Raw genomic sequence first — 13,268 nt, 5'->3', positions numbered from 1 at the left:
TCGCCGTGACGCGTTTCGGTGCCCGGGTGCAACTCGTGCTACCGGCCGCGGCTCATTTGAGACACCCCAGCCCCGCCAACGTCGCTTCCACCGCCGTATCGAGCGGCGTCACCGGCTCGCGGCCGAGCACCGCGGTCACGCGCGTGTTGTCGAGCCGGATCGGCTCGCGCCACAGGTAGCGCATCTCGAGCAATTCGCGCAGCGTCGTGACGAACGGCGCCGCGGCCCACACGAACCACCAGGGGAACTTGCGCACCGTCGGCCGCAGCCCGTGCCGCTGCGCGACGCGGCGCACGGCCTCCGCCATCTGCGAGCCATCCTCGTCCCAATGCCCGCCGAGGTGAAAGCGCGCGAACGGTTCCAGCGTGTCGCGCCGCTCGATCAGTTCGACCATCGCGCGCGCGGCGTCCGGCACGTACGACCATTGATGCCCGATGCCGTCCCGCCCCGGCACGCTGATGGCAGCAACCGGCCGCCCGGCCTTGACCAACCCCGCCGCAAACCAGCTGTTGCCGGTGAGCTTCGGCCCGAAGAAATCGCCGGCACGCACGATGATCGTGCGAACGCCCTGCCCGGCCGCGTCCTGCAGCCGGCACTCCAGCTCGACGCGGATCGCGCCCTTGCGCGTCGACGGATGCTGCGGCGCATCTTCGACCAGCACCGGAAACGCGTCGGCGCCGTAGTTGTAGACGGTGCCCGGCAGCACGACGGTGGCCCGCTCCGCCTTCGCCGCCGCGATCGTGTTGTCGATCATCGGCAGCACCTGCTGCGCCCAGTTCCGGTATCCGGGCGGATTCACCGCATGCACGATCACGCTGCAGCCGCGTGCAGCGCGGATCACCGCCTCGCGATCCAGCGCGTCGCCGCGCATCCACGCGATGCCGTCGCGCTCCACGACCTCGGCATCGAGCCCGCGCTTGAGCGCGCGCACCTGCCAGCCCGCATCGCGCAACTGCCGTGCGACTTCCCCGCCAATCCCGCCGCTCGCGCCGAGCACGAGTGCCTGCCGTTGCGTCCCGCCTGCATTCGTCGTCATCGCTGCTCTCCTTGAATGATTCATCGTGAGACGCATTCTCGCGCGCCGGCGGCCAACAATAAATTACCTAACCTGGATGATCAGCTATACATTTATGTATGACCATCGACCTGAACTGGGAACGCTACCGGACCTTCCTCGCCGTGCTGACGGAAGGCTCGCTGTCCGGCGCGGCGCGCGCGCTCGGCATTACGCAGCCCACCGCCGGCCGCCACGTCGCGGCGCTCGAAGCCGCGTTCGGCCAGACGCTGTTCACGCGCTCGCCGTCGGGCTTGCTGCCGACCGAGGCGGCGCTTGCGCTGCGCGGCCACGCGGAAGCGCTGCGCAGCGCGGCCGCCGCGTTCGAGCGTGCGGCCGCGAGCCACGGCGCGGGCGTGCGCGGCATCGTGCGGATCTCCGCAAGCGACGTGATCGCCGTCGAGGTGCTGCCGCCGATGCTCGCGCAGTTGCGGCGCGACCATCCGGGGCTCGTCATCGAGCTGGTGCCGACTGACCGCATCCAGGATGTGCTGAAGCGCGAGGCCGACATCGCGGTCCGGATGGCGCCGCCCGCGCAGGACGCGCTCGTCGCGCGGCGCGTCGGCGAAATCGAGGTCGGGCTGTATGCCCGCGACGACTATCTCGCGCACCACGGGGCGCCCGCGACGACCGACGCACTCGCGCATCACGCGCTGATCGGCTTCGATACGGTCACGCCGTTCATCCGCTCGGCGGGGCGCGGGATGCCGTTATGGAAGCGCGAAGCGTTTGCGCTGCGCACCGACAGCAACCTCGCGCAACTCGCGATGATCCGCGCCGGCTACGGCATCGGCTTCTGCCAGTCGGCGCTCGCGAAACGCGATGCGCGAATCGTGCGCGTGCTGCCGGACGAACTCGCGATGAAGCTGGAAACCTGGGTCGTGATGCATGAGGATTTGCGGACGAACCCGCGCTGCCGCGCCGTGTTCGATGCGCTGGCCAACGGGTTGCGTGCATATGCGGAAGGGGAAGTTGCCGAGTAGGCCGCCGCGCTCATAAAGCGCCCGCGCGTCGCTACTCGTAGCTTTTCCCGGCGAACAGGATGTCCGCGATGCGCCGCCACGGATTGTCGGGCACCTCGTAGAAACGCAGCCCCTCCTCCGACGCCTCGGCCCAGTCGACCATCGCCTCCAGATACTCGCCGATCGAGCGGTTTTCCCAGCCGAACGCGGCGCGCGCGTACGGCGACGGCGGCACGTCGGCCTCGAGCTGCCGCTCCTTGTGCCAGTCATGGCCGAGCACGCGCAGGAAGTAGATCAGCGAACGCTCGTCGACCACGCGTTCCAGCGCGTCCTGCAGCTTCGCCGCCATCTGGTTCTTCAGTTCGTCGTTCATGCACGCCTCTCGAACGCGCCGCCGCGTGTCGCACGGCCTGGTTTTACATCAGCAACTGGCGCGACAGCACCTCGCGCGCCTGGGTGACGGTCTCGCGCTCGCCCGGCATCGGCGGCGTCAGCGAAAACACCGCGTCGGGCAACGGCGGCAACCGGTATTTCGTGCCGAGCCGCATCAGGCCGTCGCCAATCGCCGACGCGCACAGGCAGCCGACCCCGAGCCCCGCCGCGAGCATCGACTGCAGCCCCGCGACGCCCGACGCGCTGTGCACGAGCACGTACTGTGTGCGCTGCTCGTCGAGCGAGCGCACGGCGACCTGATGCATCATGCAGTCGTCCGGCAGCAGCACGAGCGGCAGCGGCTCGGGCAACTGCTCGGCGAGCGCGGGCGATGCGACCCACGACAGCGGCTCGCGACGCAACACCCAGCGCGTATCGGCCGACGCAGGCCGGAACGGCCCGCTCGACATGTTCATCACGACGCCGAGATCGATCTGCCCCCGCGCGTGCGCCGCCTCGATGTCCACGCTCTTCATCGCGCTCACGTGCAGGCTCAACTGCGGGTAGCACTCCCGCAGCCGCGCCAGCATCCCCGCCACTTCATTCGTGCGGTAGTAATCGGTGATCGCGACGCGCAGCTCGCCCTTGATCGCCTGCCCGCGCAGCTCGTCGAACGCGGCCTCGTTCAGTGCCACGATACGCCGCGCGTGATGCAGCAGCCGCGTGCCGGCCGGCGTCGGCTCGACACCGCGCTTGCTGCGCACGAACAGCGGCACGCCGGCACGTGACTCGAGCTTGCGCACCTGCTCGCTGACCGTCGACTGCGACAGGTGCAGCAGCGGCGCGGCTGCCGACAGGCTGCCGGCGTCGGCGACCGCCGCGAACGTGCGCAACTGGTCCAGGTCGAAACCGCGCATCGCCATCTCCTATCCATCGAATAACCCGATGGATGCTACCACTCTTTCCCGCTTTTCCGAACCATAGGCCATCGCCAGAATACGGGGTCAACGGCCTGCGTGCGTCGCCTGCACATACGGCCCTCATTTTTCTGGACCCGCTTTCATGACGAACCCCACCCTTGCTCCTTGCGCGCCGGCCGGCGCGGCTGCCGCGGCGACGCCGCGCAGCCATCACGGCTGGGCGCTCGTGGTCCTGCTGGTCGGCGCCATTCTGCCGCCGCTCGACTACTTCATCGTGAATCTTGCGTTACCGGCCATCCGCGACGGCATCGGCGCGCGACCGGCCGAATTGCAGCTCGTCGTGTCGGCGTATGCGTGCGCAAGCGCGGTCGTCCAGATCACCGGCGGCCGCCTCGGCGACCTGTACGGCCGCAAGCGCATGTTCATGCTCGGCATGGCCGGCTTCGTGCTCGCGTCGACGCTGTGCGGGCTCGCCGGCAGCGGCACGGTGCTGGTCGGCGGCCGCGTGCTGCAGGGCCTGTTCGCCGCGATCCTCGCGCCGCAGGTGCTCGCGACGATCCGCAGCGTGTTCAGCCCGCAGGAACAGGTGCGCGTCATGGGCTTCTACGGGTTCGCGTTCGGCCTCGCGGCCGTGATCGGCCAGCTCGGCGGCGGCGCGCTGATCAGCCTGCATCCATTCGGGCTCGGCTGGCGCGCGATCTTCCTCGTCAATCTGCCGATCGGCATCCTGGCGCTGATCGGCAGCTGGCGCTTCATTCCGGAGAACCGGCCGCCGCGCGGCCAGCGTATCGACGTGCCCGGCACGGTGCTGATGTCGCTGTTCCTGCTGATGCTCGTGTATCCGCTCACACACGGCCGCGAAGCCGGCTGGCCGCTGTGGATGATCGCGTGCCTCGTCGGCGCGCTGCCGATGCTCGGCGCGCTGCTGGCGGTCGAATCGCGCCGGCTTGCCGGCGGTCGTGATCCGCTCCTGGACGTGCGCCTGTTCCGCAACCCGGTCGTCGCGCTCGGGCTCCTGCTCGCGTTCCTGTTCTACATGCTGAGCGCGTTCTTCCTGAGCTACGGGATCTATCTGCAGGGCTGCCTGAACTGGTCGCCGCTCGCGTCGGGGTTCGCGATCCTGCCGCTCGGGCTCGGCTTCCTCGCAAGCCCGCTGCTGATGCCGCGCCTCGTCGGCCGGTTCGGCGGCCATCGCGTGCTCACGCTCGGCTTCGTGATGCTCGCGGCCGGCGTCACGACCGCCGCCGCACTCGCCCGTGCGGATGCGCCGGCGCCCGGCTTCTATGCGGGCATCGCGGCGATCGGGATCGGGCAAGGCCTCGTGCTGCCGTCGGTCGTGAGGATCGTGCTCGCGGAAGTCGACGCGGCCCGCGCGGGCGTCGCGTCCGGGATGGTCAGCGCGATGCTGCAGATCGGCGCGGCCGTCGGCGCCGCGACGATCGGCGGCGTGTTCTTCGCGCGGCTCGGCGTGCATCCGGCCGCGATCGACTACGTGCAGGGATTCCGGACGTCGATGTTCACGCTGACGGTCGTGTTGCTGGTGTGCATCGCATTGTCGACGGCGCTCGGGCCGCTGCATCGGCGGCTGCATGCCGGCGCGTAGCCGGACAGGGATGGCAGCGGCTTAATGAGCCGGATCGCGCGATGGCGCAGGCACGCGCCGGCGCCCGGTTCAATGATGATGCTTGCGTTGCGCTTGCCGCGCCTCCCATTCGGCCAGTTCGATACGATAGCGCGCGAGCGCTTCGTCGTATAAATCGAAAACGCAAGGCGAGCAGCCGCTGTTGCAGCAGTCCTCCAGCTCGGGCTGGACAGGCGGGGTCGGACGGGGATCGTCGACGGACGGATCTTCTGAAGCTTGGTTCGGCACGGCGTGGCCCGGTAATGTGGAACGATCAGTATAGGTCGATCGGAGCCACCGCCGCTGTCAGCCGGACGGACGGGGCGACGAGGAACTCCGCCATAATGCCGCGATGGCACGGGTATCCCGTGCCCGCCCTACCGGAGCTGCGCGATGGCCGAAGCCTTGAATCCACCGGAAGTCTGGGCGCCGTTCGGCGCGTTCTCGATGGCCGTGATCCAGGGCGACGGCCGGATCGTGCATCTGAAGGGACAGGTCGCGCTCGACCGCGACGGGCAGGTTGTCGGCCACGGCGACATGCGCGCCCAGGTACGCCAGACGCTCGACAACATCCGCGACGTACTGGCCGCGATGGGCGGGCAGATGCAGGACGTGATCTCGCTCGTCCACTACGCAACCGACATCGACGCGTTCATGCAGGCGGGCGACATCCGCAAGCGGTATTTCGCCGAGCCCTATCCCGTGACGACGACCGTTCAGGTCGAGCGTCTCTACCAGCCCGACCTGCTGATCGAGATCACGGCCGTCGCCGAGATTCCGCTGGCGCGGTTTCGCCGGCCTGCATCGCTCGCATAAGGCTCGAGCGCCCCGTACAAAAGCGCGCCGGCCGCGGCATTCCCGGCCGGCGCGCGTGCTCGCCACCCGCGCAATTACTTCGCCGGCGCGCCCGGTTTCGCGGCACCCTGCTTGTCCGCCAGCGGCTGCCATGCGGCGCCGAGCGAATACCAGTCGACGCGGCGCGTGAGCGTCATGATGCCGGCGAGGATCGCGAACAGCAGCAGCGAACCGAGCATCAGCGCATTGTCTTCCGACAGCAGCAGCCCGTAGAGCGCCGCGTAGAGCATCCCGAGCAGCGCCGTGAACGTCGCGCCGCGCTTCACGCTGTGCAGCACGAACGACAGGTAGAAGCCGAGCAGTCCGATGCATGCGGCGCTCGCCGCGAGATACGCATAGCCGAACGCGATGTGCTCGGACAGGCTCAGCAGCAGCAGGAAGAACAGCGCGAGCGACAGGCCGACCAGCGTGTACTGGATCGGGTGAATGCGCAGCCGCTTCACGAGCTCGTACATGAAGAAGCTCGCGAACGTGAGCATCACGAACAATGCACCGTACTTCGTCGCACGCTCCGCCTGCAGATAGACGTTCACGGGTTCGATCAACGACACCGACGCCATCTCGATCTCGTCCCCGCCGTTGCCGGACGCCACCTGCTCGCGCGCCTTCGTGTTGAACGACGTCACGTGCCAGTTGCTCGTGAAGCCGCGCGCATCGATCGTGCGCTCGGCCGGCAGGAACTCGCCGCCGAAGCTCGGGTGCGGCCACGTCGACTTCAACGAGAAGTCGTTCTGGTCGCCCACCGGTGCAAACGCGACGGATTCCGCACCCGCCAGCGGCAGGCCAATGCTGAACGGCACGACCGCCGCCCCTGCGCTCGCGTCCGCCAGCGCCGCGAGATCGATGTTCGCGTGCACGCCCTGGCGCAGGCTGTCGAGCCGCGTGCCCTGCTCCACGTCGAGCGGCTTGCCGCCGATGCGCAGGTCGGGTTGCGCCTTCAACCCGCGAAGATCGCCGATGCCGAGCGCGACATACGCGCCGTCGATCTTGAAGCTCACGTGGCCGTCGGCCTGCGGCAGCTTCTTCAGGTCAGGCAGCGGCAGCGTGCCCGTCATCCGGCTGTCGAGCCCGTACACCAGCGCCTTGTGGATGCCGCGATAGCGCACGCTGACCGACAGCGTGCCGTCGACGCTCAGCGTCTTCGGAAACACGAGCAGGCGTTTCGTCTCGCTCCTCAGGCTCGTCTTCGCCTTGCCGCCGGCCGGCGAGTCGTCGCGCACGCGCGTGACTTCCGTGTAGTGCACGACGAGCACGGGCCCCGTCACCGTCTGCGGGCCCGCGTAGCTCGCCCAGATGCTCTGCAGCGCACTCTGCCGATAGTCGGCGCGTTCCCGCACGATGCTCTGGACCATCTGCAGCGGGATCAGGATCGCCAGCGCGAGAAACGCGGTGATCACGGACTTGAACAACAGGACTCGATTCATTGCTGACGGATACCGAAGTGGAAGGTGCGGTCAGCATGAGCGGCCCCGGTGAAGGGCGATTGAAGCCGGCGTGAAGCGAATGTGTGGCGAACGTGAAGCGCGCTCAGCCGGCCGCCGGCAGCGTGAGCGTCGCGCACGCGCCGCCTTCGTCGCGGTTCGCGAGCGCGACCTGGCCGCGGTGCAGCATCGCGACTTCGCGGACGAAGCACAGCCCGAGGCCCGTGCTGCGATCCTGCCCGTCGGGACGCGGCAGCGAATAGAAGCGCTCGAACACGCGCGACAGCGCGTAGTCGGGCACGCCGGGGCCGTCGTCGTCGACGCGCACGACCGCGACGTGCGCCCTGCCCGCCGGCTGCCGTTCGAGCGCGATCCGGATCGTGCTGCCCCGCGGCGCGAAATCCAGTGCATTGTCGAGCAGGTTGCCGAGCGCCTGGCGCAGCAGGAACGGATCGCCTTCGACGACGGCAGGATCGACCGCGTCGTTCGCGTCGATCCGCAGGCTCACGCCGCGCTGCCGCGCACGCGGCTCGAGATCGTCGACGAGCTGTTCGAGCACCGGCCGCAACGCGACCGTTTCGTGCACCGACAGGCGCTGCTTCTGCTCGACCTCGGCCAGCGCGAGCAGCTTGCGGATCATCTGTTCGAGGCGGCCGGCCTGGCGGCGGATGTTCTCGGTGAAGCGCCGGCGGTTCGCGACCGGCATGTCTTCCTGAAGCAGTTCGGCCGCGCCGCTGATCGCGGCCAGCGGGCTCTTCATCTCGTGCGTGAGCGTGTGGATGTAGGTTTCGACGTACTGCCGGTCCTCCAGCCGCTGATGCATGCTCTCCACCGCGCGCCCGAGCTCGGCCAGTTCGTTCGCGCCCTGCAGCGGCATCGCCGCGCGCTCGCCGGCCGCGATCGCACGCGCATAGCGCTGCAGGCGCCGCAGCCCGAGCACCAGCCACCATGTGCACGCCACGCCGATCAGGATCGCGCCGCCCATCAGCAACGCGCCGTACAGCATGATCTTGCGCTGGCTGCGCGCGATGAACGGCGCGACCGTCTGGTTCGGCTTCGCGATCGTCAGCACGCCGATGATCTCGTTGCCGCGCCGGATCGGCGCCGCGACGTGCATCACGGTGCTGCTGTCGTCGTTCGGATCGCTGCGCGTGCTGCGCGCGCCGTATTCGCCGCGCAGCGTCCGGTACACGTCGTTCCAGCGTGAATAGTCCTGGCCGACCGCGCTGCCGGACGAGTCGTAGCGCACGATGCCGTGCGCGTCGGTGATGTAGAGGCGGTAGCCGATCGCGTTCTTCTGGATGCCCCACACGTTCGCGCTGACCGGACGCTCGCGCAGTTTCCCGAGCTGACGTGCGAACGCGCCGTCGGCGATATGCCCGTGCGCCATGTCGTCGGCGGCCAGCGTCGCGAGCACCTGCGCGGTATCGACGAGCGTGTCCTCCATCGCCTTGCGCACGCCGGGCTTCACCTCCTGCACGAATACGCGCAGCGTGATCAGCGCAGCGAGACCGACGATCAGGAAGAAACCGAAGAAGATGCGCAGGCCGATATGCATGGGCGGTGCCGGTCGTTACGGTTGCAGCGAATAACCCATTCCGCGATGCGTGCGGATCGGGTCGCGCTCGGGATCGATCGCGCGCAGCTTGGCGCGCAGTGTCTTGACGTGCGTGTCGACCGTGCGGTCGGCCGAATCGAATGCCTCGTGCCACACGAGGTCCATCAGCTGTTCGCGCGAATAGATGCGCCCCGGATGCCGGACCAGCAGCGCCAGCAGGCCGAATTCGTAGCGCGTGAGGTCCAGCGCGTGGCCGTGCCACGATACGCGCGCGCCGTCCGTGTCGAGCGTGAAACCCGGTGCGATCGTTTCGGCCGGCAGCGTTGCCGATGCAGGCACTGGCGCCGATCCCGGCGCGGCCGTGCGGTAGAAGCGGCGCAGGATCACACGCACCCGCGCCGCCAGCTCGCGCGGCGAGAACGGCTTGACCACGTAGTCGTCGGCGCCGATTTCGAGCCCGACGATCCGGTCGATCTCGTCGTGCCGCGCGGTCAGGAAGATCACCGGAACGTCGGTGAACGTGCGCAGCCGCCGGCACACCTCGAAGCCGCTGAGGTCCGGCAGGCCGACGTCGAGCACCACGAGATCGAAACGCGTGTCGCGCAGGAGGTCGAGCGCCGCCTGCCCGAGCGTACAGTGGACGGTCTGCATGCCGTCGGTGCCGAGGGCGTAGACGATCGTGTCCGCGATCGCCATTTCATCTTCGACGATCAGGATATTGGGCTGATTCATGGTCTCGGGTTCGGGTCGCACAATCCGGTGCGACATTGTACGCACGGCCGGACCCGGCCAGCCCCTCCCCGGCGCGTTACGCGACGCGGCCGTTCACCGGAATCGACGCGCCGGTGATCGCCTGCGCGTCGGCCGACAGCAGGAACCCGATCGTCGCCGCGATCTGTTCCGGCCGCACCCAGCGCGTGAAATCGGCATCGGGCATGTCCGCGCGGTTCGGCGGCGTGTCGATGATGCTCGGCAGGATCGCGTTCACCGTCACGCCGCGGTCGAGCAGCTCGGCCGCCAGCGCCTCGGTGAGCCGCGCGACGCCGGCCTTCGCGGCCGCATACGCGCCCATGCCCGCGCCGGCCTTGAACGCCGCGCCCGCGCCGATATTGACGACGCGGCCGGCCGGGCTCGCCAGCAGGTACGGCAGCGCGGCCTTCGACGCGTTCAGCGCGGTCTTCACGTTCAGGTCGTACATGCGGTCCCACGTGGCCGCATCGCCGTCGGCGATCGTCTGCCACACGAATGCGCCGGCGATGTTCAGCAGTGCGTCGACCCGGCCGAACGCGCGGTTGACCGTGTCGAGCGCCTGCACCGCGGCCTGCGGGTCGACGAGATCGATGCCGCCGACGCGCAGCGCGTCGGCCGGCACGCCGGGCAGCGCCTGTGCAGCGGGCACCGCGCCGCGGCCGATCAGCGCGACGCGTGCGCCGCGCTCGCCGAGCCATGCGGCCGTCGCGACGCCCAGATGGCCGAATCCGCCGGTGATCGCGACTGCCTTGCCTTTCAGATCGTGTTCCATCGATGAGTTCTCCTGGATCGAGGATGATTTGACGAAGTTGCGACAGCGTAGCGCCGTTCACGCATCCGTGCGCACGGCGGCGAGGCTGCGTCGGCGCAAATCGTCCGTCGTTTCGCCCCGGTTGCGCGGCCGCCGGCCCGGCAGCGGCATCACGAAACGGATCGCGGCCCACCCGTCACGGGCTGCCGCGACGTCGCGAGCCAGGCTCGCCCGGCGCTGGAGCGCGACGATGGGTTGCGCGAACGCATCGGCGTGACGACCGCGCCATGCAGCGCCCGGCAAGCGCGGACGCGGGCGGCCGGGCATAATGCGCGAGGCCCGTCCGGCGCGGCGCGCGCCGCGACCGCCGTACCGGGCTACCCGACGGCCCGCGCCAACTCCGACTCGAATCCTGAATCCCGACCCGTCAATTTCATGCAAGTAATCGTCGTAGGAACCGGCAAGCTCGCCAACGAACTGCTCAATGCGCACAAGCTCGACCCGGCGACCTGTCGCGTGACGCCCTGGTCGGACAGCATGCAAGACGACGCAACGCGTAGCGACGGCCGATCGATCGTCGTGCACGCCGGTTCCGGCCGCGAACTCCCCGCCGCGATCGCGTTCTGCCGGGCCACCGCGTCGCCGCTCGTCGAGTTGTCCACCGGCTCCGACCTCGAAACCGCATCGCATGACTTCCCGGTCGTGCTCTGCCCGAACACCAACATCCTGATGCTCAAGTTCATGAGCATGCTGGAAACGAGCGGCCACCTGTTCCGCGATTGCGAGATCAGCCTCGCGGAATCGCATCAGGCCGGCAAGACGTCCGTCCCCGGCACGGCCGTCGGCATCGGCCAATCGCTCGGCGTACCGCCGGAGGACATCCGCTCCGTGCGCGACCCGGACGTGCAGCGCAGCGAATTCGGCATCCCCGACGATCAGCTCGGCCGCCATGCGGTGCACCGGATCCGCATCGACGACGGCGCATGCAGCCTGCAGTTCGAATCGCGCGTGGTCGGCGCGGCGCCCTATGCGGATGGCATATCGCGCATCGTCGAAGCCGTCCGGCAGCACGATCTCGAGAACCGCCGCTATTCGATCGTCGAATTCATCCGCAACGGCTGGCTGTAATCGAGGCGGCGTGCGGGCCGGCGACGGCACAGCTCGCCACGACATGCCGGCCGCACCGTTGCCGCAGCGGCTGCTCGTGCCGGTTCGCGTCCACCGTTACGCGTCTCCCAGCACCGCCCCGCTCTCCGGCAAGGTCGCGCCGCCGTCGACGACGATCGTCTGCCCCGTGATGTACGCCGCGTCGGCCGATGCGAGAAACAGCATCGCGTTTGCGATGTCCTCCGGCTCGCCCATCCGCGCGAGCGGAATGTCGCGCGCGATCTGCGCCGCGACCGACGCGCCGCCGAGATTGCCGGCCGCCGGCGTACGGATCATCCCCGGCTCGACGCCGTTCACCGTCACGTTGCGGCGCGCGAGTTCCAGCGCCGCCGCGCGAATGAAGCCGTTCACGCCGGCCTTCGACGCCGCGTAATGCGCGAGCCCCGGATAGGCGACGCGCGGCCCCGTCACCGACGACGTGACGAGCAGCCGCCCGGCCCCCGCGCGCTCGAATGCCGGCAACGCGGCCTGCGCGAGCCAGAACAGCGCCGACAGGTTGACCGACAGCGTTCGCTCGAGCGTCGGCTCGTCGATCTGCGCGAACGGCGTCAGCGGAAAATACGCGGCGTTATGAACGACGACGTCGAGCCGGCCGCCGTCACGCTCGACGGCCGCGACGAGCGCGCCCAGGTCGTCGCGGCTGGCTGCGTCGACCCGGTACGCGCGCGCAGTGCCGCCCGCACTGGCCAGCGCATCGGCCTGCGCGGCGGCCGCGTCGCCGTTCAGGTCGGCCACGGCGACGAACGCATCGGACTCCGCGAAACGGCGCGCGATCGCCGCGCCGATCCCCTGCGCGGCACCCGTGACGAGCACGACGCGCCCGCTGAAATCCGCACGCAGGCGGCCGCTGCCCGGCACGGCATTCATCGCTGCGCCTCGCCGCCGAGCGGATGCACGGTTTCGTTCAACACCTGCGCGTAGGCGCCGATCTGGAAGTTCGACAGCGCCCCGAAATCGCCGCCCTGGTAGCCGAAGATCTTGCCGTCGGTCTTGCGCTGCGCAAGGTCGATCAGGACGACGCCCAGCGTCGGCACCACCTTTTCGCGCCACACGAACAGATACAGTTCATCGGCGATCCTGAAGTAATGACAGCGGTCGACATCGGCCAGCCCGCCCTCGACACCCTGCAGGCACTGCCACGCGTAGAAATTCTCGTTCAGGTAGATGTGCTCGTAGCATTCGGTCGGGCTGTAGCGGTACAGCGTCCGCTTGCCGATCAGCTCGCGCGTGGGCGCATGCAGCGGCCCCGGCTGCAAGTGGCCGCCGAGCGTGCCGTGCCGGAATTCCGCATCGACGGCCGTCAGCGGCAAGCCGCGCGCGACGCGTGTGAATGCGTCGATGCGCGTGTCGGCTTCGGTCGGCAGCACGCCGACGACCGACGTCCACACGCCATGGTCGAGATCGATCACGAGACTGACCGACGTCGCGCGGGCAGCCGTGTCGATATAGTCGACGAAGTACAGCCCGTCGCGCAGCCGCGTTACGCGGCACGGCTCGCGGCCGCTCGTGTCGGTCGCCGCATCGCGCCACTGCAGCGCGCCCGCCTCGAACGAATAGACGCGCCATGCGCCCGATGCGTCGCCGAGCGCCAGCGTGCGCCCGGCCAGTGCGTCGACCGACGCGAGGATGTTCGCTTCCGGCGCGAAGCCGTCTGCCAGCGCGCCAACCTGAATGAATACCGGATCCTGTCGTTCCACCTGCCGTCTCCCGCGCAGCTTCAGGCCCGGCGGGCCGTGTACGCTGCAGATGTGCACATGGTGCGGGCTGCGCGCGCCGCGCGGTATCCGCCAAAAGGATGAAGGGCGCGCGGCGACGGAACGCGCTAAAGTGCACGTGA

General features: G+C 69.1%; 14 protein-coding genes. 4 read left to right on the top strand and 10 right to left on the bottom strand.

Going from position 1 to position 13,268, the window contains the following annotated elements; all coding sequences use genetic code 11:
* Positions 1-52: 52 nt before the first annotated feature.
* Positions 53-1,036 carry an NAD-dependent epimerase/dehydratase family protein gene (locus tag U5798_RS04550; RefSeq protein WP_322081338.1) on the bottom strand — a complete coding sequence of 328 codons (984 nt, stop codon included), beginning with the start codon at positions 1,034-1,036 and terminating at the stop codon, positions 53-55.
* A gap of 98 nt (positions 1,037-1,134) precedes the next feature.
* On the opposite strand from U5798_RS04550, the gene U5798_RS04545 reads away from it, so the two are divergent.
* Positions 1,135-2,037: a LysR family transcriptional regulator gene (locus U5798_RS04545; RefSeq protein ID WP_124449765.1), complete on the top strand. Its 903-nt coding sequence runs from the start codon at positions 1,135-1,137 to the stop codon at positions 2,035-2,037.
* Positions 2,038-2,068: 31 nt separating this feature from the next.
* Here U5798_RS04545 and U5798_RS04540 read toward each other — a convergent pair whose 3' ends face one another.
* Together U5798_RS04540 and U5798_RS04535 are read right to left on the bottom strand one after the other, a co-directional pair.
* Entirely contained in the window at positions 2,069-2,389 is a 321-nt protein-coding gene (locus tag U5798_RS04540; RefSeq protein WP_124449764.1) for a hypothetical protein, read from the bottom strand.
* Between the two features lie 43 nt (positions 2,390-2,432).
* Positions 2,433-3,305 carry a LysR family transcriptional regulator gene (locus tag U5798_RS04535; RefSeq protein WP_322081337.1) on the bottom strand — a complete coding sequence of 291 codons (873 nt, stop codon included), beginning with the start codon at positions 3,303-3,305 and terminating at the stop codon, positions 2,433-2,435.
* Positions 3,306-3,450: 145 nt separating this feature from the next.
* Here U5798_RS04535 and U5798_RS04530 point away from each other — a divergent pair, with 145 nt between their 5' ends.
* Positions 3,451-4,911 carry an MFS transporter gene (locus U5798_RS04530; RefSeq protein ID WP_322081336.1) on the top strand — a complete coding sequence of 487 codons (1,461 nt, stop codon included), beginning with the start codon at positions 3,451-3,453 and terminating at the stop codon, positions 4,909-4,911.
* Between the two features lie 69 nt (positions 4,912-4,980).
* Here the strand turns inward: U5798_RS04530 and U5798_RS04525 are convergent, their stop codons facing one another.
* The gene (locus U5798_RS04525; protein WP_124449758.1) at positions 4,981-5,178 is read right to left on the bottom strand and encodes an oxidoreductase-like domain-containing protein; all 198 of its coding nucleotides are present in this window, start codon (positions 5,176-5,178) and stop codon (positions 4,981-4,983) included.
* A 144-nt stretch (positions 5,179-5,322) separates the two neighbouring features.
* Between U5798_RS04525 and U5798_RS04520 the strand changes: the two genes are divergently transcribed.
* Positions 5,323-5,745 (top strand): RidA family protein, encoded by a 423-nt coding sequence (locus U5798_RS04520; protein ID WP_322081335.1) that lies wholly within the window; start codon positions 5,323-5,325, stop codon positions 5,743-5,745.
* Positions 5,746-5,819: 74 nt separating this feature from the next.
* Here U5798_RS04520 and creD read toward each other — a convergent pair whose 3' ends face one another.
* The 4 genes from creD to U5798_RS04500 form a co-directional block, all read right to left on the bottom strand.
* Entirely contained in the window at positions 5,820-7,208 is a 1,389-nt protein-coding gene (creD, locus tag U5798_RS04515) for a cell envelope integrity protein CreD (protein WP_322081334.1), read from the bottom strand.
* Between the two features lie 103 nt (positions 7,209-7,311).
* On the bottom strand, positions 7,312-8,763 hold the full coding sequence (gene creC, locus U5798_RS04510; protein ID WP_322081333.1) for a two-component system sensor histidine kinase CreC: 1,452 nt from the start codon (positions 8,761-8,763) through the stop codon (positions 7,312-7,314).
* Positions 8,764-8,778: 15 nt separating this feature from the next.
* Positions 8,779-9,495, bottom strand: a complete 717-nt coding sequence (gene creB / locus U5798_RS04505; protein ID WP_322081332.1) for a two-component system response regulator CreB — start codon at positions 9,493-9,495, stop codon at positions 8,779-8,781.
* Positions 9,496-9,571: 76 nt separating this feature from the next.
* Positions 9,572-10,285, bottom strand: a complete 714-nt coding sequence (locus tag U5798_RS04500; RefSeq protein WP_322081331.1) for an SDR family NAD(P)-dependent oxidoreductase — start codon at positions 10,283-10,285, stop codon at positions 9,572-9,574.
* Positions 10,286-10,699: 414 nt separating this feature from the next.
* Here U5798_RS04500 and U5798_RS04495 point away from each other — a divergent pair, with 414 nt between their 5' ends.
* Positions 10,700-11,392 (top strand): dihydrodipicolinate reductase, encoded by a 693-nt coding sequence (locus U5798_RS04495; protein WP_322081330.1) that lies wholly within the window; start codon positions 10,700-10,702, stop codon positions 11,390-11,392.
* Positions 11,393-11,488: 96 nt separating this feature from the next.
* On the opposite strand, the gene U5798_RS04490 is transcribed toward U5798_RS04495, so the two are convergent.
* On the bottom strand, positions 11,489-12,298 hold the full coding sequence (locus U5798_RS04490) for an SDR family oxidoreductase (protein ID WP_322081329.1): 810 nt from the start codon (positions 12,296-12,298) through the stop codon (positions 11,489-11,491).
* Positions 12,295-13,128 (bottom strand): molybdenum cofactor biosynthesis F family protein, encoded by an 834-nt coding sequence (locus tag U5798_RS04485; protein ID WP_322081328.1) that lies wholly within the window; start codon positions 13,126-13,128, stop codon positions 12,295-12,297. Before U5798_RS04485 ends, U5798_RS04490 begins: the two co-directional genes overlap by 4 nt.
* Positions 13,129-13,268: the final 140 nt, after the last annotated feature.

The sequence above is a fragment of the Burkholderia sp. BCC1972 genome (assembly GCF_905339605.1).
GTDB lineage: Bacteria > Pseudomonadota > Gammaproteobacteria > Burkholderiales > Burkholderiaceae > Burkholderia.
This window is presented reverse-complemented; position numbering and strand designations above follow the sequence as displayed.

What these genes read in the sequence shown, in the direction of transcription:
- U5798_RS04550 (WP_322081338.1), bottom strand. Translation starts at nt 1,036, where the DNA reads ATGACGACGAATGCAGGCGGGACGCAACGGCAGGCACTCGTGCTCGGC.
- U5798_RS04545 (WP_124449765.1), top strand. Translation starts at nt 1,135, where the DNA reads ATGACCATCGACCTGAACTGGGAACGCTACCGGACCTTCCTCGCCGTG.
- U5798_RS04540 (WP_124449764.1), bottom strand. Translation starts at nt 2,389, where the DNA reads ATGAACGACGAACTGAAGAACCAGATGGCGGCGAAGCTGCAGGACGCG.
- U5798_RS04535 (WP_322081337.1), bottom strand. Translation starts at nt 3,305, where the DNA reads ATGCGCGGTTTCGACCTGGACCAGTTGCGCACGTTCGCGGCGGTCGCC.
- U5798_RS04530 (WP_322081336.1), top strand. Translation starts at nt 3,451, where the DNA reads ATGACGAACCCCACCCTTGCTCCTTGCGCGCCGGCCGGCGCGGCTGCC.
- U5798_RS04520 (WP_322081335.1), top strand. Translation starts at nt 5,323, where the DNA reads ATGGCCGAAGCCTTGAATCCACCGGAAGTCTGGGCGCCGTTCGGCGCG.
- creD (WP_322081334.1), bottom strand. Translation starts at nt 7,208, where the DNA reads ATGAATCGAGTCCTGTTGTTCAAGTCCGTGATCACCGCGTTTCTCGCG.
- creC (WP_322081333.1), bottom strand. Translation starts at nt 8,763, where the DNA reads ATGCATATCGGCCTGCGCATCTTCTTCGGTTTCTTCCTGATCGTCGGT.
- creB (WP_322081332.1), bottom strand. Translation starts at nt 9,495, where the DNA reads ATGAATCAGCCCAATATCCTGATCGTCGAAGATGAAATGGCGATCGCG.
- U5798_RS04500 (WP_322081331.1), bottom strand. Translation starts at nt 10,285, where the DNA reads ATGGAACACGATCTGAAAGGCAAGGCAGTCGCGATCACCGGCGGATTC.
- U5798_RS04495 (WP_322081330.1), top strand. Translation starts at nt 10,700, where the DNA reads ATGCAAGTAATCGTCGTAGGAACCGGCAAGCTCGCCAACGAACTGCTC.
- U5798_RS04490 (WP_322081329.1), bottom strand. Translation starts at nt 12,298, where the DNA reads ATGAATGCCGTGCCGGGCAGCGGCCGCCTGCGTGCGGATTTCAGCGGG.